Annotated in this window: 21 protein-coding genes; 12 read left to right on the top strand and 9 right to left on the bottom strand. The window is 72.2% G+C overall.

What is annotated here, in order from left to right:
• Positions 1-79: 79 nt before the first annotated feature.
• The 4 genes from ABZ893_RS19290 (at position 80) to ABZ893_RS19275 (ending at position 3751) form a co-directional block, all read left to right on the top strand.
• Entirely contained in the window at positions 80-1030 is a 951-nt protein-coding gene (locus ABZ893_RS19290) for an ACP S-malonyltransferase (protein WP_361404802.1), read from the top strand.
• 17 nt (positions 1031-1047) lie between these two features.
• Positions 1048-2079, top strand: coding sequence for a ketoacyl-ACP synthase III (locus ABZ893_RS19285; RefSeq protein ID WP_361404799.1), 1032 nt, complete (start codon positions 1048-1050; stop codon positions 2077-2079).
• 68 nt (positions 2080-2147) lie between these two features.
• Positions 2148-2396 carry an acyl carrier protein gene (locus ABZ893_RS19280; RefSeq protein ID WP_127827902.1) on the top strand — a complete coding sequence of 83 codons (249 nt, stop codon included), beginning with the start codon at positions 2148-2150 and terminating at the stop codon, positions 2394-2396.
• 83 nt (positions 2397-2479) lie between these two features.
• Positions 2480-3751, top strand: coding sequence for a beta-ketoacyl-[acyl-carrier-protein] synthase family protein (locus ABZ893_RS19275; protein WP_361404796.1), 1272 nt, complete (start codon positions 2480-2482; stop codon positions 3749-3751).
• Between the two features lie 222 nt (positions 3752-3973).
• Here the strand turns inward: ABZ893_RS19275 and ABZ893_RS19270 are convergent, their stop codons facing one another.
• Positions 3974-4468, bottom strand: coding sequence for a DUF3145 domain-containing protein (locus ABZ893_RS19270; RefSeq protein ID WP_361404792.1), 495 nt, complete (start codon positions 4466-4468; stop codon positions 3974-3976).
• Positions 4469-4848: 380 nt separating this feature from the next.
• On the opposite strand from ABZ893_RS19270, the gene ABZ893_RS19265 reads away from it, so the two are divergent.
• Both ABZ893_RS19265 and ABZ893_RS19260 read left to right on the top strand, forming a co-directional pair.
• Positions 4849-5769, top strand: a complete 921-nt coding sequence (locus ABZ893_RS19265) for an SGNH/GDSL hydrolase family protein (protein WP_361404789.1) — start codon at positions 4849-4851, stop codon at positions 5767-5769.
• A gap of 34 nt (positions 5770-5803) precedes the next feature.
• Positions 5804-6796, top strand: a complete 993-nt coding sequence (locus ABZ893_RS19260; protein WP_361404786.1) for an aldose epimerase family protein — start codon at positions 5804-5806, stop codon at positions 6794-6796.
• 111 nt (positions 6797-6907) lie between these two features.
• Here the strand turns inward: ABZ893_RS19260 and ABZ893_RS19255 are convergent, their stop codons facing one another.
• The 5 genes from ABZ893_RS19255 to ABZ893_RS19235 all read right to left on the bottom strand — a co-directional run bounded on the left by ABZ893_RS19255 (position 6908) and on the right by ABZ893_RS19235 (position 10610).
• Positions 6908-7237, bottom strand: a complete 330-nt coding sequence (locus tag ABZ893_RS19255; protein ID WP_361404783.1) for a YrdB family protein — start codon at positions 7235-7237, stop codon at positions 6908-6910.
• Positions 7238-7257: 20 nt separating this feature from the next.
• Positions 7258-8067, bottom strand: a complete 810-nt coding sequence (locus ABZ893_RS19250) for an NAD(P)-dependent oxidoreductase (RefSeq protein WP_361404780.1) — start codon at positions 8065-8067, stop codon at positions 7258-7260.
• A gap of 95 nt (positions 8068-8162) precedes the next feature.
• Positions 8163-8942, bottom strand: a complete 780-nt coding sequence (locus ABZ893_RS19245) for an EI24 domain-containing protein (RefSeq protein WP_361404777.1) — start codon at positions 8940-8942, stop codon at positions 8163-8165.
• Positions 8943-9021: 79 nt separating this feature from the next.
• A complete protein-coding gene (locus tag ABZ893_RS19240; RefSeq protein ID WP_361404774.1) occupies positions 9022-9444 on the bottom strand; it encodes an organic hydroperoxide resistance protein in 423 nt (140 codons plus the stop codon).
• Positions 9445-9578: 134 nt separating this feature from the next.
• Positions 9579-10610, bottom strand: coding sequence for an NADP-dependent oxidoreductase (locus ABZ893_RS19235; protein WP_361404771.1), 1032 nt, complete (start codon positions 10608-10610; stop codon positions 9579-9581).
• An 87-nt stretch (positions 10611-10697) separates the two neighbouring features.
• Between ABZ893_RS19235 and ABZ893_RS19230 the strand changes: the two genes are divergently transcribed.
• Positions 10698-11213 (top strand): MarR family transcriptional regulator, encoded by a 516-nt coding sequence (locus tag ABZ893_RS19230; RefSeq protein WP_361404768.1) that lies wholly within the window; start codon positions 10698-10700, stop codon positions 11211-11213.
• Positions 11214-11232: 19 nt separating this feature from the next.
• Here the strand turns inward: ABZ893_RS19230 and ABZ893_RS19225 are convergent, their stop codons facing one another.
• Both ABZ893_RS19225 and ABZ893_RS19220 read right to left on the bottom strand, forming a co-directional pair.
• Positions 11233-11922 carry a hypothetical protein gene (locus ABZ893_RS19225; RefSeq protein ID WP_361404765.1) on the bottom strand — a complete coding sequence of 230 codons (690 nt, stop codon included), beginning with the start codon at positions 11920-11922 and terminating at the stop codon, positions 11233-11235.
• A gap of 151 nt (positions 11923-12073) precedes the next feature.
• Positions 12074-13291 carry a helix-turn-helix domain-containing protein gene (locus ABZ893_RS19220; RefSeq protein WP_361404762.1) on the bottom strand — a complete coding sequence of 406 codons (1218 nt, stop codon included), beginning with the start codon at positions 13289-13291 and terminating at the stop codon, positions 12074-12076.
• A 240-nt stretch (positions 13292-13531) separates the two neighbouring features.
• On the opposite strand from ABZ893_RS19220, the gene ABZ893_RS19215 reads away from it, so the two are divergent.
• A complete protein-coding gene (locus ABZ893_RS19215; protein ID WP_361404759.1) occupies positions 13532-13849 on the top strand; it encodes a hypothetical protein in 318 nt (105 codons plus the stop codon).
• Positions 13850-14005: 156 nt separating this feature from the next.
• On the opposite strand, the gene ABZ893_RS19210 is transcribed toward ABZ893_RS19215, so the two are convergent.
• Positions 14006-14161 (bottom strand): hypothetical protein, encoded by a 156-nt coding sequence (locus ABZ893_RS19210; RefSeq protein WP_361404756.1) that lies wholly within the window; start codon positions 14159-14161, stop codon positions 14006-14008.
• A 201-nt stretch (positions 14162-14362) separates the two neighbouring features.
• On the opposite strand from ABZ893_RS19210, the gene ABZ893_RS19205 reads away from it, so the two are divergent.
• The 4 genes from ABZ893_RS19205 to ABZ893_RS19190 all read left to right on the top strand — a co-directional run bounded on the left by ABZ893_RS19205 (position 14363) and on the right by ABZ893_RS19190 (position 21702).
• Positions 14363-15373: a DUF3068 domain-containing protein gene (locus tag ABZ893_RS19205; protein WP_361404753.1), complete on the top strand. Its 1011-nt coding sequence runs from the start codon at positions 14363-14365 to the stop codon at positions 15371-15373.
• 226 nt (positions 15374-15599) lie between these two features.
• Positions 15600-16778, top strand: coding sequence for a glycosyltransferase family 4 protein (locus ABZ893_RS19200; RefSeq protein ID WP_361404750.1), 1179 nt, complete (start codon positions 15600-15602; stop codon positions 16776-16778).
• Positions 16775-17521, top strand: coding sequence for a class I SAM-dependent methyltransferase (locus ABZ893_RS19195; protein ID WP_361404747.1), 747 nt, complete (start codon positions 16775-16777; stop codon positions 17519-17521). Before ABZ893_RS19200 ends, ABZ893_RS19195 begins: the two co-directional genes overlap by 4 nt.
• Positions 17518-21702, top strand: a complete 4185-nt coding sequence (locus ABZ893_RS19190) for an alpha-(1->3)-arabinofuranosyltransferase (RefSeq protein ID WP_361405759.1) — start codon at positions 17518-17520, stop codon at positions 21700-21702. Before ABZ893_RS19195 ends, ABZ893_RS19190 begins: the two co-directional genes overlap by 4 nt.
• Positions 21703-21871 lie beyond the last annotated feature (169 nt).

The following is a 21871-nucleotide window of genomic DNA, read 5'->3' as shown; positions in this document are numbered from 1 at the left end:
GGGGCCTACAATTCCCCCTTCGGTTCTTCGTCCCTGTCCCCACGGGCGGCCGTGGCCGTCCACAAGAGAGAGTGTGAGAGTGCTCGTACTCGTCGCTCCCGGCCAAGGCGCCCAGACGCCCGGCTTCCTGACTCCCTGGCTCGACCTCCCCGGTGCGGCGGACCGCGTCGCCGCGTGGTCCGACGCCATCGGGCTCGACCTTGCCCACTACGGCACACAGGCCGACGCGGACGCGATCCGCGACACAGCCGTCGCCCAGCCGCTGCTCGTCGCTGCCGGACTGCTGTCGGCCGCCGCGCTCGGCGACATCGCCGACATCGCTCCGGGCGCCGTCGCGGGCCACAGCGTCGGTGAGATCACCGCCGCGGCGTTCGCGGGGGTCCTCGACGACACCGCCGCGCTCCAACTCGTGCGCAAGCGCGGCCTGGCCATGGCCGAGGCCGCCGCCGTGACCGAGACCGGTATGTCCGCCCTGCTCGGCGGCGACCCCGAAGTCACCGTCCCGCACCTGGAGAAGCTCGGTCTGACCGCCGCGAACGTGAACGGCGCGGGCCAGATCGTGGCCGCCGGCACGCTCGAGGAGCTCGCCGCGCTCGAGGCCGACAAGCCCGAGGGCGTGCGCCGGGTCGTGGCGCTGAAGGTGGCGGGTGCGTTCCACACCCGTCACATGGCGCCCGCGGTGGCGACGTTGGAAGAGGCCGCGAAGGCACTGACGCCGGCCGACCCCACGGTCACGTACGTCTCGAACAAGGACGGCCGTACGGTCGCCACGGGTGCCGACGTCGTGGCGCGTCTGGTGGGCCAGGTGGCCAACCCGGTGCGCTGGGACCTGTGCATGGAGACCTTCCAGGAGCTCGGCGTGACCGCGCTCATCGAGGTGTGCCCGGGCGGCACCCTCACCGGTATCGCCAAGCGCGCGCTGCCCGGCGTGAAGACCCTCGCGCTCAAGACCCCCGACGACCTCGACGCAGCCCGCGCCCTGATCGCCGAGCACTCCTCCGCCGCCACGGCGGACACGCAGACGGCCTGACAAGGAGCCCCGAGAGCATGTCGAAGATCAAGCCCAGTAAGGGCGCCCCGTACGCGCGCATCATGGGCGTCGGGGGTTACCGGCCGACCCGGGTCGTGCCGAACGAGGTGATCCTCGAGAAGATCGACTCGTCGGACGAGTGGATCCGCTCCCGGTCGGGCATCACGACGCGCCACTGGGCCTCCGACGAGGAGACCGTGGCCGCGATGTCGATCGAGGCGTCCGGCAAGGCCATCGCGAACGCCGGGATCAACGCGGAGCAGATCGGCGCCGTCGTCGTGTCGACCGTGTCGCACTTCAAGCAGACGCCGGCCATCGCGACCGAGATCGCGGACAAGCTCGGCACGGCCAAGGCGGCCGCGTTCGACATCTCCGCCGGCTGCGCGGGCTTCGGCTACGGCCTGACCCTCGCCAAGGGCATGGTCGTCGAGGGCAGCGCCGATTACGTGCTGGTGATCGGCGTGGAGCGGCTGAGCGACCTGACCGACCTCGAAGACCGCGCTACGGCCTTCCTGTTCGGTGACGGCGCGGGCGCCGTCGTCGTCGGCCCCTCGCAGGAGCCGCACATCGGCCCCAGCGTCTGGGGTTCCGAGGGCGACAAGTCCGAGACCATCAAGCAGACCGTGCCGTGGGACCAGTTCCGCGTCGGCGACGTGTCCAAGCTGCCCCTCGACAGCAAGGGCGAGCTCAAGTTCCCTGCGATCACGCAGGAGGGCCAGGCGGTGTTCCGCTGGGCCGTGTTCGAGATGGCGAAGGTTGCCCAGCAGGCGCTGGACGCGGCCGGAATCAGCGCGGACGACCTGGACGTCTTCATTCCGCACCAGGCGAACATGCGGATCATCGACTCGATGGTGAAGACTCTGAAACTGCCGGAGCATGTCACGGTCGCCCGTGACATCGAGACCACCGGCAACACCTCGGCCGCCTCGATTCCGCTCGCGATGGAGCGGCTTCTGGCGACCGGGAAGGCGAAGAGCGGCGACACCGCCCTCGTCATCGGCTTCGGGGCGGGTCTCGTGTACGCCGCCACGGTCGTTACCCTCCCCTAGGCAGACCGTCCGGATCACTCCGGTCGCGACGCCGCCACACCCTCTGAATACATAGAAGGAGCGCCAACATGGCCGCCACTCAGGAAGAGATCGTCGCCGGTCTCGCGGAGATCGTGAACGAGATCGCCGGCATCCCGGTCGAGGACGTCCAGCTGGACAAGTCCTTCACCGACGACCTGGACGTCGACTCGCTGTCCATGGTCGAGGTCGTCGTCGCCGCCGAAGAGCGCTTCGACGTCAAGATCCCGGACGACGACGTCAAGAACCTCAAGACCGTCGGTGACGCCACCACCTACATCCTCGAGCACCAGGCCTGATCACCAGTTCGCCTAGTGCTGTCGCTCCGCCACCCGGCGGTGGCGCCGCTGAATCCCTCGTATCCGTTGGAGAAAGAATTCCTGTGAGCTCGACCAATCGCACCGTGGTCGTCACCGGTATCGGCGCAACCACACCGCTGGGTGGCGACGTGACGTCCACCTGGGAGGGTCTGGTCGCCGGTCGTTCCGGTGTCCGCCCCCTCGAGCAGGAGTGGGCTGCCGACCAGGCGGTCCGTATCGCGGCGCAGATCGCCGTGGAACCGGGCGAGGTCATCCCGCGCCCGCAGGCCCGCCGACTGGACCGCTCGGCGCAGTTCGCGCTGATCGCGGCCAAGGAGGCCTGGGCCGACGCCGGCTTCACCGACAAGGCCGGTGAAGACCCCGCCGTCGCACCCGACCGGCTGGGCGCGGTCATCGCCTCCGGCATCGGTGGCGTGACGACGCTGCTCGACCAGTACGACGTGCTGAAGGAGAAGGGCGTTCGCCGCGTCTCCCCGCACACCGTCCCCATGCTCATGCCGAACGGCCCCTCGGCCAACGTCGGTCTCGCCGTGAACGCCCGCGCGGGTGTGCACACTCCGGTCTCCGCCTGCGCGTCCGGCGCCGAGGCCATCGGCTACGCGATCGAGATGATCCGCAGCGGCCGTGCCGACGTCGTGGTCGCCGGTGGCACCGAAGCGGCGATCCACCCGCTGCCCATCGCCGCCTTCGGCAACATGATGGCGATGTCCAAGAACAACGACGACCCGCAGGGTGCCTCGCGCCCCTACGACGTCGCCCGGGACGGCTTTGTCCTCGGCGAGGGCGCCGGTGTTCTGGTCCTCGAGTCCGCCGAGCACGCCGCCAAGCGCGGTGCCCGCGTGTACGCGGAGGCGGTCGGCCAGGGCATCTCCGCCGACAGCCACGACATCGTCCAGCCCGAGCCGGGCGGCCGTGGCATCTCGCAGGCCCTGCGGAGCCTGCTCGACAACACCGACCTGGACCCGGCCGAGATCGTGCACGTGAACGCGCACGCGACGTCGACGCCCGCGGGTGACGTGGCGGAGCTCAAGGCGCTGCGCGCGGTGTTCGGCGACGACACCGACCACATGGCGGTGTCCGCGACCAAGTCGATGACGGGGCACCTGCTCGGTGGCGCCGGCGGTATCGAGTCGGTCGCGTCCGTCCTCGCCCTGTACCACCGGGTGGCTCCGCCGACGATCAACGTCGACAACCTTGACCCTGAGGCCGAGGCCAACGCCGACATCGTGCGTGGCGAGGCGCGGAAGCTGCCCGTTGAGGGGCGGATTGCTGCGCTGAACGACTCGTTCGGGTTCGGTGGGCACAACGTGGTGCTGGCGTTCCGTAGCGTCTGACGCGACGACGCTCCGCGAGCCTTTGAAAATGGGCGGGGCCCTCTCGGAAGATTCCGGGTGGGCCCGCTCGTTTTTGTCCGACGGTGGGTGGGGGCTTGTCGCGCCCGCGCGGCGGAGCCGCACATGTCACAGCCCCGCGCCCCTTTCAGGGGCGCACATCTCACGCAGCGCCAGCTAACCCCGCGTACGCCGGCCAACCCCGCACACACATCTCACGGCGCGTCACACCACCTGGTGGAGCCATCTCACCGGGGCGCCCTCGCCCGCGTAGCGGAAGGGTTCGAGTTCGTCGTCCCAGGGCTTGCCGAGGAGTTTGGCGAGTTCGGCCTCCAGGTCCGTCTCGCCGCGCTGGGAGCGGGCGAGGGCGGCGCGCAGGCGGTCCTCGGGGATGAGGATGTCGCCGTGGATGCCGGTGACGGCGTGGAAGATGCCCAGTTCGGGCGTGGCGCTGTAGCGCTCGCCCTCGGCCGCCGCGCAGGGTTCCGCCGTGACCTCGAAGCGCAGGAGCTGCCAGCCGCGCAGCGCGGACGCCAGCTTGGAGGCGGTGCCCGCCTCTCCGCGCCAGGAGAACTCGGATCTCCACGTGCCGGGCGCCGCGGGCTGCCTGATCCAGTCGAGGTTGATACGCGCGCCGAGCACGCCCGCGACTGCCCATTCGACGTGCGGGCACAGCGCGCGCGGCGCGGAGTGCACGTACAGAACTCCACGTGTCGTCACCGGGACCTCCAGTGTGGGACGAGGTTCGCCTTCCCCGGCGGCCTCGCGCCCGTGCCGAGCAGTTTTCCCCAAAGATTAGGTGAAGCAGGGGAATCGGGAAAAAAGGGGACAGATGTGACGTGATGTAACTTAGCGGAAGCTGTGCAGCGGGGTTTCACCGGGTTGTCCGACCGCCCTGCCTCCGCCGTTCAGCAGTGGTCGGGCCGCCTCGGGCCGAGGCTACCGTGTGGCGGCGCGCGGAGTGTGACGTACCGTCGGTCCAGGCGCGCATACACACCGACGTTTCACCCGCGGGGACTCAACCGTGGGGGTGTGCACAGCGTGACGATCGACGACGGAGCCGGCCACAGCGGCCGTGAGCGGTGGGAAGGGACAAGGAGATGCGGATGCGAAGCCACCGGTCAGCCGCGCTCCGGGCCACCGTCGCCGGCGCCACGGCCATCGCCCTCGGCGCCGCGGGCCTCGCAGCGTGTGACGCCACCAGCGGCAACTCCCCCGCCTCCAGAGGCAATACGGCCGGTGCCAAGCCGTCCCCGAAGCCCACCCCCACGTGGGACACGAGTCCACGCTCGGTTGCCGCGGTGGGCGACTCCATCACGCGGGGCTTCGACGCCTGCTCGGTGCTCACGGACTGCCCGGAGGTGTCGTGGGCGACCGGTTCCGACGCCGAGGTACGGAGTCTCGCGGTCCGGTTGCTGGGGGCGCAGCGAGCGGCCACCCACAGTTGGAACTACGCGCGCACCGGGGCCCGGATGGCTGACCTTCCGGCGCAGATGGAGCAGGCGGCCGCCGAGTCGCCGGGTCTCGTCACGGTGATGGCGGGGGCGAACGACGCGTGCCGGACGACGCCCGCCTCGATGACTCCGGTGGACACGTTCCGTGACGACTTCAGGGAAGCGATGCGCACATTGCGGCACGCGGCGCCCAAGGCGCAGGTGTATGTGTCGAGCGTGCCGGATCTCAAGCGGTTGTGGTCCGAGGGGCGGACGAGTCCGATGGGCAAGCAGGTGTGGAAGCTCGGCATCTGCTCGTCGATGCTGGCCGACCCAGACAACCTCGCCAAGGCGGCCACGAAGCGCCGGGCGTCGGTGCAGGACCGGGTGGTGGCGTACAACGAGGTGCTCAAGGACGTGTGCGCGAAGGACCGGTTGTGCCGGTACGACGGCGGGGCGGTCTTCGACTACCGCTTCGACGGCAGGCAGCTGAGCCAGTGGGACTGGTTCCACCCCAGCAAGGACGGCCAGTCGCGGCTCGCGGCCCTGGCGTACCGCCGGGTGACGGCCGAGCAGCCGATCTCCTGAGACGCGGGGCCGGGCCGCGCGTAGGGTCTCGATCATGCGCAGCGAACTCTTCGGCACGCTCCCCGACGGTACCCCCGTCCACCGCTGGACGCTCGCACGTGGCGGAGTGCGGGTGCGGGTCCTGACGTACGGCGGGATCGTGCAGTCGGCGGAGGTTCCCGGGCGGGCGGGTGCGACGGCGGACGTGGTGCTCGGGTTTCCCACGCTTGACGGCTATCTGGCGCATCCCGAGCCGTACCTGGGCGCGCTGGTCGGCCGGTACGCGAACCGGATCGCGGGCGGCCGCTTCCGGCTCGACGGCCGGACCTACGAGCTGGCGCGGAACAACGGGCCGAACTCGCTGCACGGCGGAGAGCGCGGCTTCGACAAGCATGTGTGGGACGCGGAACCGGTCGAGCACGGTGTGCGCCTGCGCCGGGTGAGCCCGGACGGCGAGGAGAGCTTCCCGGGGCGCCTCGACGTCTCGGCGACGTACACGCTCGACGAGGGCGGGGCGCTGCGGATCGCGTACGAGGCGGTGGCCGACGCGCCGACCGTCGTGAACCTGACGAACCACTCGTACTGGAATCTGGGCGGGGCCGGCTCCGGTGACGCGGCGGGTGCGCACGAGGTGCGGATCGCGGCCTCGCGGTACACCCCGGTGGACGCGGATCTCATCCCGACCGGTGAGTTCGCCGAGGTGGCGGGGACCAGCCTCGATTTCCGGCAGGCGCGCACGCCTGGGCTCGGCCACGACCACAACTACGTACTCGACAAGGGGGTCACCGAGGCTCCGGTGGAGGTCGCCGGGCTGCATGATCCGGGGTCGGGGCGGACGCTGACCGTCGCGACGACCGAGCCGGGGCTGCAGTTGTACACAGCCGATCACTTGGGCGACGGCCTGCCGTTCGCGCCCGGCGACGGGATCGCCCTGGAGACCCAGCACTTCCCGGACTCCCCCAACCGGCCACACTTCCCGACGACGGAACTCCGGCCGGGTGAGGTGTTCCGGTCGGAGACGGTGTACGCGTTCGGGGTCCGCGCGTGAATCGAGGCGGGCGCCCGCCGCCGGGACCGGATCACGGGGCGAGCGTCCGCCACTGACGCCAGGTCACGACGGGTGCCCGCTACCGACGCCAGATCTCGGCGGACACCCGCTCTACTGACGCCAGATCACCGCAAGCGTCTTGCTCCCCGCGCACACCAGGGCGTACGCGATCGCCCAGCCAACCGCTCCGGCCAGGACCAACGCCGTCGCGCCAGCCCCGAACCAGAGCAGCTCGAACGCGACCCGGACCGCGCCCCTCGTCTTGTGCGGCGCCTTCTGCGACCCGAACAGGCCCCACAGCGTGATCATCACCGCGATCGCGCCGAGGCCGAGCAGCCAGGTGAGCGGCGTCGCGACGGCCCGGGTGAAGCCCCAGTAGCCGACGGCCGCGAGGGCGGCCAGTTCGATCAGGAAGAGGACGCCCAGGTTCGCCGTTTTCATGGCCGCAGTATGGGCCGGGCCTACCGTTCCCGGATACGGGTGACGGCCCGCGCGATGTCCTCGTGGGCGAGGGCGGGGTCCGCGGCGACGGCCTTGAAGTGGGCCAACATGGCTTCCATGGCCGGGAGTTCGGTGGTCTGTGTCGCCAGGGCGATGTCCTTGACGGCGAGGTCCGAGCCGAAGTGGACGTCCTGGGCGAAGGCCCGTGCGACGGCTCCGCCGAGCGGGCCCGCGGCGAGCGCGCCCTTCGCCACGTCCTCGGACAGGCCGAGCGCGTCGGCGAGTGCCATGGCCTCGGCGACCAGGCCCACGCCGCCGAGGACGGCGGTGTTGACGACGAGTTTGAGGGCGGCGCCGGAGCCGATCGCTCCGGTCCGGGTGACCTTACCGATGTGGGCGAGCACCCCTTCGACGGCGGCCGCGTCGCCCCCGGCGAGGATGCCGAGTTCGCCCGCCTCGGCCTTGTCGGTGCTGCCCATGACGGGGGCGTCGACGAAGGTGACGCCGTCTCCGACCCGCGCCGCCAACTGCCGTACGGCGTCGGGGCCGATGGTCGACATCTCCACCCAGTACGTGCCGGACGGCAGTACGGGCACGATGGCGTCGGCGACCTCGGACACGGCGTCCGGGCTGGCCAGCATCGTGATGACCACGTCCGCGCCGCGTACGGCGTCGGCGGGGCTGTCCGCGAGCACGGCGCCCCGTTCGACGAGGGGGGCGGCCTTCGCGGGGGTGCGGTTCCAGACGGTCAGCGGGTGTCCGGCGTCGAGGAGGTGGCGCGCCATGGGCGCCCCCATGTGACCGAGGCCGAGGAAGGCGATCTGTTCCATGGTCCGACGCTAGTGCTTCGGCGGCCGGCCGGCGGCGATGCGGACGCAGCACGCGAGAGAGTCACGCGCGCGGGCGCCCGCCACGCCCCACGGAGTCAGTGCGTCGCGGGCTGCCCCGAACCCCGCGAAGCGTTCGGCTCCTCGCCGAGGAGGTCGCGGGCCATCAGCGTCGCCCCCGCCACCGCGCCCGGCATCAGGAACACCGCGACGAACGGCACGAGGAACGCGACCGCGAGCGGCGTACCGAAGCCCCAGGCGAGACCCTTGCGGGCGCGCAGCAGGGCGAGGCGTTCCCGCAGTTCGACGCTGCGGCGCTGGAGTGCGACCGCGGTGAGTTCCTCCGTCAGGAAGAAGCCGGTGACGAAGAAGCCGAGTACGGGGATGGCCGTCTGGCCGACGAACGGGAGGAAGCCGAGGGCGAAGAGCAGGACTCCCCAGAGCGTGGCGCGTACCAGGATGCGCAGGCTGTCGCGGGCGGAGATCCACAGCTCGCGCCAGAGCGGCAGGCCCGACTCGGGTGCGTGGCCGCCCTCGGCGAGGTCGACGTGCTCCGACAGGGACTCGTAGAAGGGCTGGCCGATGAGGAGGGTGACAGCGGTGAAGGTGAGGACGGCGAGCAGCAGGACGAGGGCGAAGAGGACGGCGGTGAGGAAGCCGCGGAACAGGCCGGCCCACGGGGACGTCCAGTGGTCGGCGAACGGGGTCGCCCAGGTGACGAAGTCGTCGCCCCACACGCCGAGGCCGACGAGCGCGGCCGCGTAGAGGATCAGGGTGATCAGGCCGGGCAGGAGCCCCAGGCCGAACTGCTTGCCGTGCTGGGCGACCCAGCGCTGGCCCTTCATCAAGTAGCCGAAGCCCGCCCCGAGATCACGCATGGCCACCACCCTAAGAGGTCCGGCCCGCACCCCTCGCGCGGGGTGCGGGCCGGACCGGGGCACAGCGGTCAAGCAGGGGTCACACGGAGAGCGTGACCGTGATGTTGCCGCGGGTGGCCTTGGAGTACGGGCACACCTGGTGGGCCTTCTCGACCAGGGACTTGGCGGTGGCCTCGTCCACGTTCGGGATCTTGGCGGAGATCTCGACGATGAGGCCGAAGCCCTCGTCGTTCTTGCCGATGCCCACGTGCGCGGTCACGGTCGAGCCGGAGATGTCGGCGTTCTCCTGGCGGGCGACGACGGCGAGGGCGCCCTGGAAGCAGGCGCTGTAGCCGGCGGCGAACAGCTGCTCCGGGTTGGTGCCGTTGCCGCTGCCGCCCTGCTCCTTGGGCGGGTTCACGACGACGTCGAGCTTGCCGTCGTCCGTGGCGACACGGCCGTCGCGGCCGTTCTCCGCGGTGGCAACGGCGGTGTAGACGACGTCCGACTGCTGGATGGGCATCCCGTACTCCCTCATTCGATCACGCTGATCCGGTAGGCGGAAAAATATTACCGAATCCCGGAAGAAACGAGGGTGACGGGGGTCACTCCCCAGCGATTCGGGGCCACTCGCCGTGGACCGAGGCCGGGACGGGGTCACTCCCCCAGCTTCACGACCATCTTTCCGATGTTGTCGCCACGCAGGACCCCGAGGAACGCCTCCAGGTTGTTCTCGATGCCCTCGACGACGGTCTCGCGGTACTTGAGCTCGCCGGAGCGGACCCAGCCGCCGACCTCCTGCACGAACTGCGGCTGCAGGTCGTAGTGGTCGCCGACCAGGAAGCCCTCGATGCGGCCGCGCGTCTGGATCAGGCGGGAGAGGTTCCGCGGGCCGGGGGCCGGCTCAGTGGCGTTGTAGACGGAGATCGCGCCGCAGATCGCGATGCGCCCGTCCCGGTTGAGCTGGCCGATCGCCGCTTCGAGGTGGTCGCCGCCGACGTTGTCGAAGTAGGCGTCGATGCCGTCGGGGGCCGCCTGCTTGAGCTGCTCGTAGACGGAGCCGTTCTTGTAGTTGAACGCCGCGTCGAAGCCGTACTCCTCGACGAGGAGCTTGACCTTCTCGTCGGAGCCTGCCGAGGCGATGACGCGCGCGGCGCCCTTGAGCTTCGCGATCTGGCCGACCTGGCTGCCGACCGCGCCGGCCGCGCCGGAGACGAAGACCGTGTCGCCCTCCTCGAAGGAGAGGGTGCGCAGCAGGCCCGCGTACGCCGTCAGGCCCGTCATACCGAGGACGCCGAGGTACGCCGACAGCGGCGCGGCGGCCGGGTCGACCTTCACGGCCTGCTTGGCGTCGAACGTGGCGTACTCGCGCCAGCCGTTGAAGTGCAGCACGTGGTCACCCACGGCCACGCCCTCGTCCGCCGAGGCGACGACCACGCCGACGGCGCCGCCCTGCATCGCCTTGCCGAGCTCGTACGGCGCGACATACGACTTCGCGGCGCTCATGCGGCCGCGCATGTACGGGTCCACGGACACGTAGACGTTCCTGACGAGCACCTGGCCGGGGCCGGGCTGCTGGATCTCCACCTCTCGGAGCTCGAAGTCCTCCGGCTTCGGCCAGCCGACCGGACGGCTGACCAGGTGCCACTCGCGGCTCGTGGCGGGGAGCTGAGGGGTGTCGACAGACATGCGCGGGCCTCCTGGTTGCTTCACTTACTGAAACAACCATGCTCCTCGATATTTCATAGTGTCAAGTAAATGGGTACGCTGGGGGGTATGGCCGCAAGCAACTCCGTTCCGGACCCCGCGACAGCCGAACCCGGCAACCCGTCCGACCTTGGCGATCTCGGTGATCTCGGTGATCTCGGTGATCTCGGTGATCTCGGTGATCTCGTCGAGCTGATCGGTACGTTCGTCGCGCGCCACTACAAGGAGTACGAGCAGGCCGCCGGGGGGCAGGGGCTCACCACGGCTCAGGCGCGGGTGCTCGATCTGCTGTCCCACGAGCCGATGCCCATGCGGCGCATAGCGCAGCGGGTGAACTGCGAGCCGTCGAACATCACCGGGCTCGTCGACCGCCTTGAGGCGCGCGGCCTCGTCGAGCGCCGCCCTGACCCGGCCGACCGCCGCGTGAAGCTGGCCGCCCCGACGGACGAGGGCGTACGGATGGCGCGCGGCGTGCAGGGGAATCTGGGCTTCGCGCGGGGGGCCGTCGCCGGGCTGACCGGTGCCGAGCGGGCGGTGCTGCGGGCGCTGCTCGGCAAGATGCTGGGGGGCGACGGGGCGGCCTGACGCCGCCCGCGCGGGTCTCTTACGAACACCACCAGAGGAAGCGGTTGCACGTCTTGGTGGGGGTGGGGCTCGGCACGTGGGGCTTCGTGGTGGGGCGGTGGGGTGGTGTGCCGGTGCCGCCGCGGCTGTCGCGGGTCGGGGTGGTAGCGGGGGCGGACGTCGCGCGGTCGACGCCCGCGTCCGCCGGCGCGCCTGGCTCCGCCGTGCCCTTCTTCTTGTGCTCCTTCGCCTTCTCCGACGTTGATACAGAGGGGGAGGCCGAGGAGCGGGACGCCTCGGTTGTCGCTTCGGTCGCCGGGGTGCCGGTCGCGGAGGCGGCGGTCGACTCGCGGGTGGCGGCCTCCTCGGCGGTCGCGGACGAGCCGTGCCTGCCGGGGGCGCCCGATGAATCGGTGCCGAGTTCCGCGAGGACGAGACCGCCCGCGGCGAGCGCGAGGCCGGCGCCGATCAGCACAACCTTGTTGCGTCGGCGCCGCTGCCGCTTCGCCTTGCGGGCGCCTTGCTCGCGGCGCTCCTTGCGGGAGATGCGGGGGCCTCTGGCGGGACCGGGCTTCTCGGATACGCCGCTGTCGGCGACGTCCGCGTTCTCTGCCGCCTCCTGTGCCGCGACGCTCTCCGCGTGCGCGCGGCACACGTCGGCGGGCGTGCCGCACCCCGGGCAGGTGACGGCGCCGTTGAGGTGCCTGCGGCACGGGTGGCAGTAGTCCATGACGCATGGAGGCTAGGCGCCGCGATGGCAGGTGGGGAGCCGGTGCCGTGAAAGTTCTGTGCGGAACCGGGCGTTCCGAAGCGCTTCGCTCCGCGCCTCGTTCAGCGTCTCGCTCCGCACCTCGCTCCGCACCTCCTCCCCGCCCTGCCCCTCACCCCCCGCGCTCGTCCTTGAGCCGTCGCGCCCTCAGCACCAGCTCCAGCTCGAAGCGGCGGTCCGGGTCGTCGATCTCGTCGCCCCACAACTCCCGTATCTGGCGCAGCCGGTAGCGCACGGTCTGCGGGTGGACGCCGAGCCGGGCGGCCACTTCCGGCGCGCCGCCGCGGGTCTCCAGCCACGCGAGGAGCGTGTCGGCGAGCCGGCGCGCGTGGGTGGGGCCGCAGTGGGCGAGCGGTGCGAGGGCGCGGCGCGCGAGGTCGTCGATGAGTTCCTCGGGCTGGAGCAGGACGAGCGACTGGGTGTGCTCGGTGCAGTGCAGCACCTCGCCGCCGGGGAGCAGCCCGCGCTCCACGAGCTGGACGGCGGCCTCGGCCCAGCGCAGCGACTTGGCCGCGTCGCGGAGCGGTACGGGCGGGCCGATGGCGCCCGACCAGCCGGCCATGGCGCGGCGCAGGAGTTCGGGGCGGCCGGCCGCGTCGGGGTCGGGGACGACCATGCGGGGCTGCTCGGTCTCCATGTCGAGGAGTACGCCCTGCCCTACGGCGGGTGCGACGGCCTCGCGCGCGGGGCGCTGGAGCACTCCTACGGATACGCGGTCGGGCAGCGGCCAGCCGATCCTGGTGGCGCGTTCGGCGAGGGCCCGCGCGGGGTCGGGCGGCGCGCTGCCTGCGCGGGCAGGGTGTTCGGGCTGGTCGGGGCGCTCGGCGAGCAGCAGGTCGATGAACCTCCGCTGGAGGCGCAGGCGTTCACCGGCCTGCCGGGCGGCGGCTTCGGCGTAGCCGCGTACGGACTGGTCGACGAGTCCGTCGAGGTACTCGAAGCCGGACTCGGCGAGTTCGTACATGGCGGGGGGCGGGATGAGGGCGCGCTGGCCGAGTTCGGCGAGGCGGCGCCAGGCGAGGCGGACGCCGAGCCGGTACATGGCCTGGAGCGAGTCGAGGCTGCGGCCGTGCAGGCTCTGGTCGCGGCCGAACTCCTGGAAGACGACCGGGTGGGAGCGGGGCCGGTCCTCGGCGTCGGCGAGCTGGAGCCGTACGAAGCCCTCGATGGCCCGGCGGATGCCGACGAGCGCCATGGGTTCGCCGGACTCGTCGAGTACGAGGGGCAGGTGGGGGTATTCGAGGCGGATCTCGCGCAGGATGTCCTCCGCGAGGGCGGGCGCCTCGGCGAGGGCGAGCCCGGCGAACCGCTTCACCTGAAGCCGCGGCACGTCACGCCACGCGGACCGCTCGGTCCGTGCGCCGCCGCCGGCGCCGGCGGCGCGGGCGGAGAGGGGGTGATCGGCGTCGGGGGTTCCGTGGCCCGCCGAAGCGTGGTCGGCGGAGCCGGGAGACGTGGGCCCTTGGCCGGCGGAGCCGCGATCGGCCTGGCCGTGGAAGCCGGAGCCGTCGCCACCGGCCGAGCCTCGGCCGGTGGCGACCTGAGCGGTAGCCCCGCGAGCAGTGGCTCCATGAGCAGCCGAGCCGGAGGCGACGGAGCCGGAGTCAGCGACTTCGTGGTCGGCGGAGCCACGAACGGCCAGGCCGGAAGCAGCGGAGCCGTCGGCGGCAACACTCCGGTCCGCCGAGCCCCGCTCACCGGCACTACGGTCACCCGGACCGCGCGCCGTCGACCGGCGGCCACCGGCACGTGGGACACCGGCGCCGGGAGCGCTGGCCCCAGGGGCGGCGGCAACGTCGGGACCAGCACTCGCCCCCCGACCACCGGGACCGGCACCCTCAGCACCACCCCCCCGACCGCCAGGACCGGCACCGGCGCCAGCACCTGAATCCAGGCCACCACGACCGGCACCGGCGCCGGCACCTGAACCCAGGCCACCAGGACAGGGATCAGCACCGGCACCGGGATCACCGGCACCAGCCCCCGGGCCATCGGGGCTACCCCCAGCCACAACCCCGCGCCCCGTCAGAGCGCCCGGCACCACTCAGCCCTCCCCGCCCCGAGGCGTCTCATAGGTCACGAGTGGGACGTTCGGCTGGGCCGGGGTCGTGCTGAGGAGGGTAAGGACGCCGAAGGCGGCGCCGAGGGCCAGCGCGGCGCCTGCCGCTACGGTCAGGGCGGCGGCGAGCAGTCTGTTCATCGCAGGGTCAGCCTCTCGTTCTGGAGGTCGAATCCCCACCCGTACCGCGTCGCTTGCCGGGCCCCGATCCGGCAAGTGCCCAGTCTCGGCAATGCATTGACACTCCGTCAAGAGTGCGCCTACGGTTCCCGGCCCTGGGCCCGGACCCAGTTCGCACTGCGCCCGCACCAGAGCTCCCTCCCCACATCCCAGGAGTGCCGGATGCGTCGTACCGCCTCACCCTTCTCCCTCCTCACCCTCGGTCTCGGCGCGTTTCTCCTCGCCCTGGCCCCGCTGCTCGCGTGGTTCGTCGAACCACGCGCCGAACGCACCCCGCTCGACGTGAGCACCACGACCGTGTTCACCGGAACCGGAAGCTATTTCGACACCAACGCCGTGAAGACCGTGCACGGCAAGAGGATCACCATCACTCGCCAGGTGCGCGGCGACGTGGCCGCCGGCGAGAAGAGCGGCCGGGCGGTGTGGGACGCGGCCACGTCCGTCGACACCGACGCGACCCTGCCCGCGTCCGACCCGCACGACGCGCTCCAGTGGACCCAGCAGCGCTGGGTCACCGACCGCGCGACGAACGCGCCCGTGCACTGCTGCGGCGAGACGCCGACGTTCGCGGGCGAGGCCTACCTCAAGTTCCCCTTCGACGTGCAGCGGCGCGCGTACCGCTGGTGGGACGACACGCTCGGCGCGACCGTCACGCTCTCCTACCAGGGCACGAAGACGGTCCAGGGCCACCAGGGCTACCGCTTCACCGGCACCGTCCCCGCCACCAGGACCGGGTCACGCCTGGTGCCCGGGGCGATCGTCGGGGAGCCGAAGCGGAATCAGGTCCTGGCCGAGGAGTGGTACGCGAACCACGGCATCGAACTCGTCGCCGACCCGAAGACCGGCCGCATCCTCTACGCGGCGATCGGCCCGCGCAAGACGCTGCGCGCCCCCGGTGCGACGAAGGACGCCGCGGTGCTCCTGGACAGCGAGCGCATCGCGTTCACCCCGGCCACGCAGCGCGCCCAGGTGGCGCTGGCCGAGTACGACGGCGGCCGCCTCCACCTGCTCGGCACCACCCTGCCCCTCGCGGCGGGCCTGGTCGGCCTGGTCCTCGCGGCACTGGGTGCCGCACTCGTCGTACGGGGCCGTGGCGGACAGGCCGCGACGGGCGAGAACGAGCCCTCGAATCCCGATTCGTCCCCAACAGCGCTGGAACCCTCCACGATGTGATGAGACGTCAGCTGATGAAAGCTGAGAATTTGTCACCTAGGTGAGTAGCCGCAGCGCACAGTGCGGCGAAAACTGTCCCACCCCACCCCCCGCACAGTTCGCGCACGGCCCCCGCACAGCCCCGGCACAGCACCTCCAGAACCGCCGCCCGGCCCCGCTCCGCAAGCCTGCGTCACTCCGCTCAGCCCCCCACAGGTTCCGCACCCCGAGACGAGTTGGAGCACCCATGCCCCAGCACGTGCCCACCCCCCTGCGCGCTCCCCAGCCGGAACACGCACATCCTCAGTCCGAACACGCTCGTCCCCATCCGGTTCCGGCGTCGTCCCCGCCGCCGCGCCGGATCGTGTTCCTCGCCCACCGCGACCTCGGCAATCCGGCCGCGGGCGGTTCCGAACTCCTCGTCGACCGGCTGGCCGACGGGCTGACCCGCCTCGGTCACGAGGTCACGCTGCTGTGCGGCGGACCGGCCGCGTACCGCGACTACCGCGTCGTGTCGGCCGGCAGCGAGCTCGGCCACTACGTGCGGGCCCGGTCCGCCTTCGCCCGCCAGGTCGGTGACTGCGACCTGCTCGTGGAGGTCTGCAACGGAATGCCGTACCTGGCGCCGCTGTGGCACCGCGGGCCGACGCTCCGCCTGGTCAACCACGTCCACACCGACCTGTGGCGGATGCGCTTCGGCGGGCCGCTCGCGCCGGCCGCGCGGCTCGGGCGGCGCCTCGAACACTGGGCGCTGTCCGGCGCCGAGCGCCAGGGCCTGCTGGTCGCGGTCTCGCCGTCCACGGCGGCCGCGCTGCGGGCACTCGGCGTCGAACGCGAGCGCATCCGCGTCGTCCACAACGGTGTGGAGGAGCCCGGCCCGCGCGCCGAGCGCTCCCGTGAGCCGCTCTTCCTCGCGATGGGCCGGCTCGTCGAGTACAAGCGGATCGATCTGCTCCTGCGGCTGTGGGAGCGGGTGCGGCCCGTCACCGGCGGCCGGCTCGTGATCGTCGGCGACGGGCCCGAGCGGGCGAGTCTCGAACAACTCGCGGGCCCCGGCGTCGAGTTCAAGGGTCATGTCTCCGAGGACGAGAAGAACCGGCTGCTGTCCGAGGCGTGGCTGCTCCTGCACCCGTCCGCGGTCGAGGGCTGGGGGCTCGTCGTCACGGAGGCCGGTGCCCGGGGGACCCCGGCGATCGGCTTCGACGTTCCGGGTCTGCGCGACTCGGTCGAGGACGGCGTCACCGGCATCCTCGCGCGCGGCGAGTCTTCGTTCGCCGCCGCGTGGTGCTCCCTCGCGCTCTCCGGGGAGCGGCGGCGCCTGATGGGGAAGGCCGCGGAGGAACGGGCCGCGACGTTCCGCTGGGCCAACACCGTGCGGCAGTTCAGAGCCGTGGCCGCCGAGGCGGTGAGGAGTTCCGCGTCATGACGCTCTCCACCCGGACGCCCCCGCGCGACCCGTCCCTCAGGCGCTCGATCGCCCTGTTCCGCGCGTTCCGGCGCGAACAGCAGGACCCCGAGGCCTGTTACTCGCTCCTCGCCCGTGACGCCGCCGACCAGGTCGAGGCGGTGATCGGCGGCGTACGCGGAAAGGTCGTCGTCGATGTGGGCGGCGGATCCGGCTACTTCACCCGGGAGTTCCGCACACGCGGCGCGCACGCCTTCCTCTTCGAGCCCGACCTGCGGGAGCTGGGCGAGCGGCCGGCCGCGCCCGCGGTCGTCGCGGACGGCTATCTGCTGCCGCTCGTGGAGGGCGCGGCCGATGTCACGTTCTCCTCGAACGTCCTGGAGCACGTGGACGACCCGCAGACCTTCCTCAGCGAGCTCGTACGGGTGACCCGGCCCGGCGGGCTGATCTATCTGTCGTTCACCAACTGGTACTCCCCGTGGGGCGGCCACGAGTGGGCGCCCTGGCACTATCTGGGCGCCGACCGGGCCCACGCCCGCTACCGGCGGCGCACCGGCAAGCCGCCCAAGCACACCCTGGGCGAGAACCTGTTCGCGCACCACATCGGCCCGACGCTGCGCCAGGTCAGGGCCCGGGACGACGTCACGGTCGTCTCCGCCCGCTCCCGCTACTGGCCGTTCCTCGCGGCGGCCGTCGCGAAGGTGCCGGGGGTGCGCGAGTTCGCCACCTGGAACCTCCTCCTCATCCTCCGGCGGTGTCCATGACGAGTACGGTCCAGGCGCCGCCCCCGGCGGCGGCGCGCCCCGCCCCCGGCCCGGCAGGACACGGGCGGGGGCCGCGCTCGCGGCGCTGGCTCGCGGCCTTCTGGGCCACGGCGTTCGTGCTGTTCCTGGCGGTCTCGCCGGGGCGCATGACGTTCGACACGAAGCTGGGCGTGGCGCTCGACCCGTGGAAGTTCCTCACCGACCTGGGCAGCCTGTGGCACGACCGGGCGGGCTTCGGCGGGATCTTCGACCAGTACGTGGGCTACGCGTTCCCGATGCTGCCGTTCTACGGGCTGGCGCGGCTGACCCATCTCCCGGTGTGGCTGGCCGAGCGGCTGTGGCTCTCGGTCATCGTGACCGTGGCGTTCTGGGGCGCGCTGCGTCTCGCGGAGCGCCTGCGCATCGGCAGCCCGCGCACGCGTCTGCTCGGCGCGGCGGCGTACGCGCTGTGGCCGGCGTTCACGATCGTCATCGGGTCGACGTCGGCGGCCGCGCTGCCCGGCGCGTTCCTGCCGTGGGTGCTGCTGCCGCTCACGAACGAGCGGACGAGCGCGCGCGTCGCGGCGACGCGTTCGGCGCTATTCATCCCGTTCATGGGCGGGGTGAACGCGGCGGCCACGCTCGCCTCGCTCCTCCCGGTGGGCCTCTATCTGCTGTCCCGCCCGGCCGGCCCGCGCCGCCGCAAGCTGATCGCGTGGTGGACCCCGGCGGTGATCCTGGCGACGGCATGGTGGATCCTGCCGCTGCTCCTGCTCGGTGTGTACGGCGAGAACTTCCTTCCGTACGTGGAGACTTCGCAGACGACGACGGGCACGATGTCCGCCGCCGAGTCGCTGCGCGGCGCCGGTGACTGGGTGGCGTATCTGCACTTCGGTGAGGCCTGGCTGCCGGCCGGCTGGACGGTCGCGACGGCGGCCGTCACCGTCGTCGGCTCGGCACTCGCGGCGGCCCTCGGCCTCGCGGGGCTCGCCCGCCGCGACCTGCCGGAGCGCCGCTGGCTCGTCCTGACGGTCCTCTCGGTCGCGCTGGTCACGCTCGCCGGGTACGGGGGCGCGCTCGGGGCGCCGTTCCACTCGACGGTGCAGTCCTGGCTGAACGGGCCGATCGTGCCGTTCCGCAACATCTACAAGTTCCAGACGGGCCTGGGGCTCGCCCTGGCCTTCGGCCTGATGCATCTGACGGCGGTCGCGGCCGAGCCACGCGGCGCCCGTCCCTTGCGCCTGCGCCGGTACGCGCCTGCCCTGGCGGCGATCCTGATCCTCCCGGGACTCGCCTGGCCCTACCTCAACGGCTCGATCCTGAACCCCGGTTCGTTCCAGGGCCTGCCCGCCTACTGGGACACGACGGCGCACTGGCTGAAGAAGAACTCGCCCGACTCACGCGCCCTCGTCGTCCCCGAGACCGCGCACGGCATCTACACCTGGGGCTCCCCCATCGACCAGCCGCTCGACGTGCTCGCCGACTCGCCCTGGGCCCAGCGCGACTACGTCCCGTTCGGCACCCCCGGCAACCGCCGCGCCCTCGACGCCGTCGAGCAGGCCCTGGCCACGGGCAAGGAAGTCCCGGGTCTCCAGGACTACTTGAGCCGCGCGGGCCTGCACTACGTCGTCGTACGCAACGACCTCGACCCCGACCAGCTGGGCTACGTACCGACCGCGACCGTCAAGCGCACCCTGGAGCAGTCCGGGTACGAGCGGGTCACCGGGTTCGGGCCCGTGATGACCGGCGGGCGGATCGCCGAGGGCACCCCGCTCCAGGTCGAGGGGCTGTATCCGCGGCAGCGGGCGGTGGAGATCTACGCGCCGAAGGACGCGCGCCTGCCAGGTCAGGCCGAGCTGCTCTCGGTGGCCGCGACGGCCGAGGTCAGCGGCGGGCCCGAGTCGCTGCTCCCGCTGTCCGCCGACCCGAGCCTGCGCGACCGGCCCACCGTCCTCGCCGGTGACAACCACCCCGGCATCGGTACGCCCGCGCTGCGCACGGCCGGTGACGGGCTGCGGCGCGCCGACACCCGGTTCGGGCTGATCGGCGCCAACACCTCGTACACGTACACGCCGACGGAGCGGAACGCGCCGGGTGCCGTTCAGGATCCGGGGGCGAAGCCGCGGCAGATCCTGCCCGGTGAGGGGCCGGGGCATCAGACGACGGCCGTGATCCGTGGGGCCGCGCAGGTCACGGCCTCGTCCAGCGGGAACTGGCTGTTCCATCTGCCGCAGTTCGACCCGGTGAACGCGTTCGACGGGGATCCGGACACCGCGTGGGCGGAGGGCAGTCCCGGCTCGGGCCGCGGGCAGTGGCTGCGGATCGCGTTCTCGCAGCAGACGCCGGTGCCGGGGACGCTCCAGGTGACGCCGCTGCCGCAGGACGGGGTGCGGTCCGCGCCGACCCGCATCCGTATCGAGACGGAGCGCGGGTCGAAGACCTCGACCCTCCAGCCGAACGGGCAGACGCAGAGCGTCAAGTCGCCTGCGGGCAGCACCAGTTGGCTGCGGGTCACCATCCTCGACGCACAGCGTGCGCACGCGGGTCTGACGGGTGCGGGCTTCTCCGGTATCGACATCCCGGGGGTGCGGGTGACGCGGCTGCTGCGGCTGCCGCAGGACTCGGCGAACGCCCAGCAGTTCGCGTTCCACGCGACGGCCGGCGAGCCGGGACTCGGGCGCCGCTTCACCACACGCGAGGGCGGCACGTACACCCTGACGGCGAGTGCGCGGCCCGCGCCCGGGGACGCGTTCGACAAGCTGCTCTACCAGGTGGCGCCCGGGCCTAAGAACCAGATCACGGCGACCGCCGACTCCACGTCGACGCTCGGCGGCGACCTGTCGGCCCGCAATCTCACGGACGGCGACCTGACCACCGCGTGGATCGCCGGCAACCGGCCCACGATCCATCTGCGCTGGCCGGACAAGCAGCCGGTCGGCGAGATCGTCCTCGCGGCGGCGGGCGGGCTCTCCACCCGGCCCGAGAAGATCGAGATCAGCTCCCCGGACGGGGCGGCCGTCGCGGGCGTCGACGAGAACGGTGTCGCCCGCTTCGACCCGATCACCACGGACCGCCTGGACATCACGGTCACTCAGACCGCGCCCCTCGCCGTCCACAACCCGGTGGCGGACGCCGATCTGCAGCTTCCGGTCGGCCTGACGGAGGCGTACATCCCCGCCCTCGACCAGTACCGCACCCCGCAGCCCTCCCCGACCAGCGCGTTCCGGCTGCCCTGCGGCAAGGGGCCGGAGGTGACCGTGGACGGGAAGCAGTACGCGACGAGCGCCGAGGGGACCGCCAGGGACCTGGTGGAGCGGCGCCCGATCACGGTCGCGGTGTGCGGACTCGTCCCGGGGACGCACACGGTCTCGCTGCCCGCGGGCACCCACACCCTGGACACGTCGGGCACGGGCCCCCTGCGCCTCACCGACGCGGTCCTCACCCGCACCGACGTACCGGCCACCGTCCCGCCCACCACTCGTGAGCTGCGCGTACGCCACTGGGCGGGCGACCGCAAGGAGGTCACCGTCGGCGCGGGCCCGGCCGTCTATCTGACGACGTTCGAGAACGTCAACGACGGCTGGAAGGCCACGCTCGACGGCAAGGAGCTGACGCCGCTGCGTCTCGACGGCTGGCAGCAGGGCTTCCTCGTCCCCAAGGGCGCGGGCGGCACGGTGAAGCTGACGTACGAGCCGGCGACGACGTACGAGACGGGTCTGATCGGCGGGGCCGCTGCGGTGCTCGCGCTGGCCGGGATCGCGCTGTTCCGGCGACGCGCGGCGAACACCGACCCGGTGCCGCCCGCCCCCGAGCCGGGGCTGCTGCTCGGCACGGTGGCGCTCACGCTGGTGGGCGTGGTCATCGCGGGCCCGCTCGCGCTCCTCGTCCCGGCGCTCGCGTACGTGGCGTGGCGGCGGCACGCGCTCCTCGTCCCGATCGCGTTCCTGGCGATGGCGGGGGCGGGGGTCGCTGCCGCCCTGGGCGCGGGCGAACCGGCCCGCGCGTCCTCGGGGGCGTTCGGCCCGGTGGCCCAACTCCTCGCGCTGGTGGCGCTGTTCGCGGCACTGGCGACGGCGGGACGACCACGTGACACGGCGCCCGGCAGAGGCCTGCGCGACACCGCGACCGGCAGAGGCCCGCGCCACGCCGCGGCCGACCCGTCACGGCCGGCCTCCATCCCCTCGCAGGAGGGACCGGCATGAGCGAACCCGCCCACGCGCCTGCGGGCAGCTTCCGTCGGGTGGCCCAACTCCGTCCGCCGAGCGCTCTGTTCGGAGACCCGGCCACCACCGGACGCCCACGGGACACCGCGACCGGCAGAGGTCCGCGCCACGCCGCCGTGGCTCACCCGACCCCACCCCCCACCGTCCC

Source organism: Streptomyces sp. NPDC046821 (assembly GCF_040645335.1).
In the GTDB taxonomy this organism is placed as follows: Bacteria; Actinomycetota; Actinomycetes; order Streptomycetales; family Streptomycetaceae; genus Streptomyces.
This window is presented reverse-complemented; position numbering and strand designations above follow the sequence as displayed.

Coding starts and splice junctions, on each gene's coding strand:
- ABZ893_RS19285 (WP_361404799.1), top strand. CDS start 1,048: ATGTCGAAGATCAAGCCCAGTAAGGGCGCCCCGTACGCGCGCATCATG.
- ABZ893_RS19280 (WP_127827902.1), top strand. CDS start 2,148: ATGGCCGCCACTCAGGAAGAGATCGTCGCCGGTCTCGCGGAGATCGTG.
- ABZ893_RS19265 (WP_361404789.1), top strand. CDS start 4,849: ATGCGGATGCGAAGCCACCGGTCAGCCGCGCTCCGGGCCACCGTCGCC.
- ABZ893_RS19260 (WP_361404786.1), top strand. CDS start 5,804: ATGCGCAGCGAACTCTTCGGCACGCTCCCCGACGGTACCCCCGTCCAC.
- ABZ893_RS19255 (WP_361404783.1), bottom strand. CDS start 7,237: ATGAAAACGGCGAACCTGGGCGTCCTCTTCCTGATCGAACTGGCCGCC.
- ABZ893_RS19250 (WP_361404780.1), bottom strand. CDS start 8,067: ATGGAACAGATCGCCTTCCTCGGCCTCGGTCACATGGGGGCGCCCATG.
- ABZ893_RS19245 (WP_361404777.1), bottom strand. CDS start 8,942: ATGCGTGATCTCGGGGCGGGCTTCGGCTACTTGATGAAGGGCCAGCGC.
- ABZ893_RS19240 (WP_361404774.1), bottom strand. CDS start 9,444: ATGCCCATCCAGCAGTCGGACGTCGTCTACACCGCCGTTGCCACCGCG.
- ABZ893_RS19235 (WP_361404771.1), bottom strand. CDS start 10,610: ATGTCTGTCGACACCCCTCAGCTCCCCGCCACGAGCCGCGAGTGGCAC.
- ABZ893_RS19230 (WP_361404768.1), top strand. CDS start 10,698: ATGGCCGCAAGCAACTCCGTTCCGGACCCCGCGACAGCCGAACCCGGC.
- ABZ893_RS19225 (WP_361404765.1), bottom strand. CDS start 11,922: ATGGACTACTGCCACCCGTGCCGCAGGCACCTCAACGGCGCCGTCACC.
- ABZ893_RS19215 (WP_361404759.1), top strand. CDS start 13,532: ATGAGCAGCCGAGCCGGAGGCGACGGAGCCGGAGTCAGCGACTTCGTG.
- ABZ893_RS19210 (WP_361404756.1), bottom strand. CDS start 14,161: ATGAACAGACTGCTCGCCGCCGCCCTGACCGTAGCGGCAGGCGCCGCG.
- ABZ893_RS19205 (WP_361404753.1), top strand. CDS start 14,363: ATGCGTCGTACCGCCTCACCCTTCTCCCTCCTCACCCTCGGTCTCGGC.
- ABZ893_RS19200 (WP_361404750.1), top strand. CDS start 15,600: ATGCCCCAGCACGTGCCCACCCCCCTGCGCGCTCCCCAGCCGGAACAC.
- ABZ893_RS19195 (WP_361404747.1), top strand. CDS start 16,775: ATGACGCTCTCCACCCGGACGCCCCCGCGCGACCCGTCCCTCAGGCGC.
- ABZ893_RS19190 (WP_361405759.1), top strand. CDS start 17,518: ATGACGAGTACGGTCCAGGCGCCGCCCCCGGCGGCGGCGCGCCCCGCC.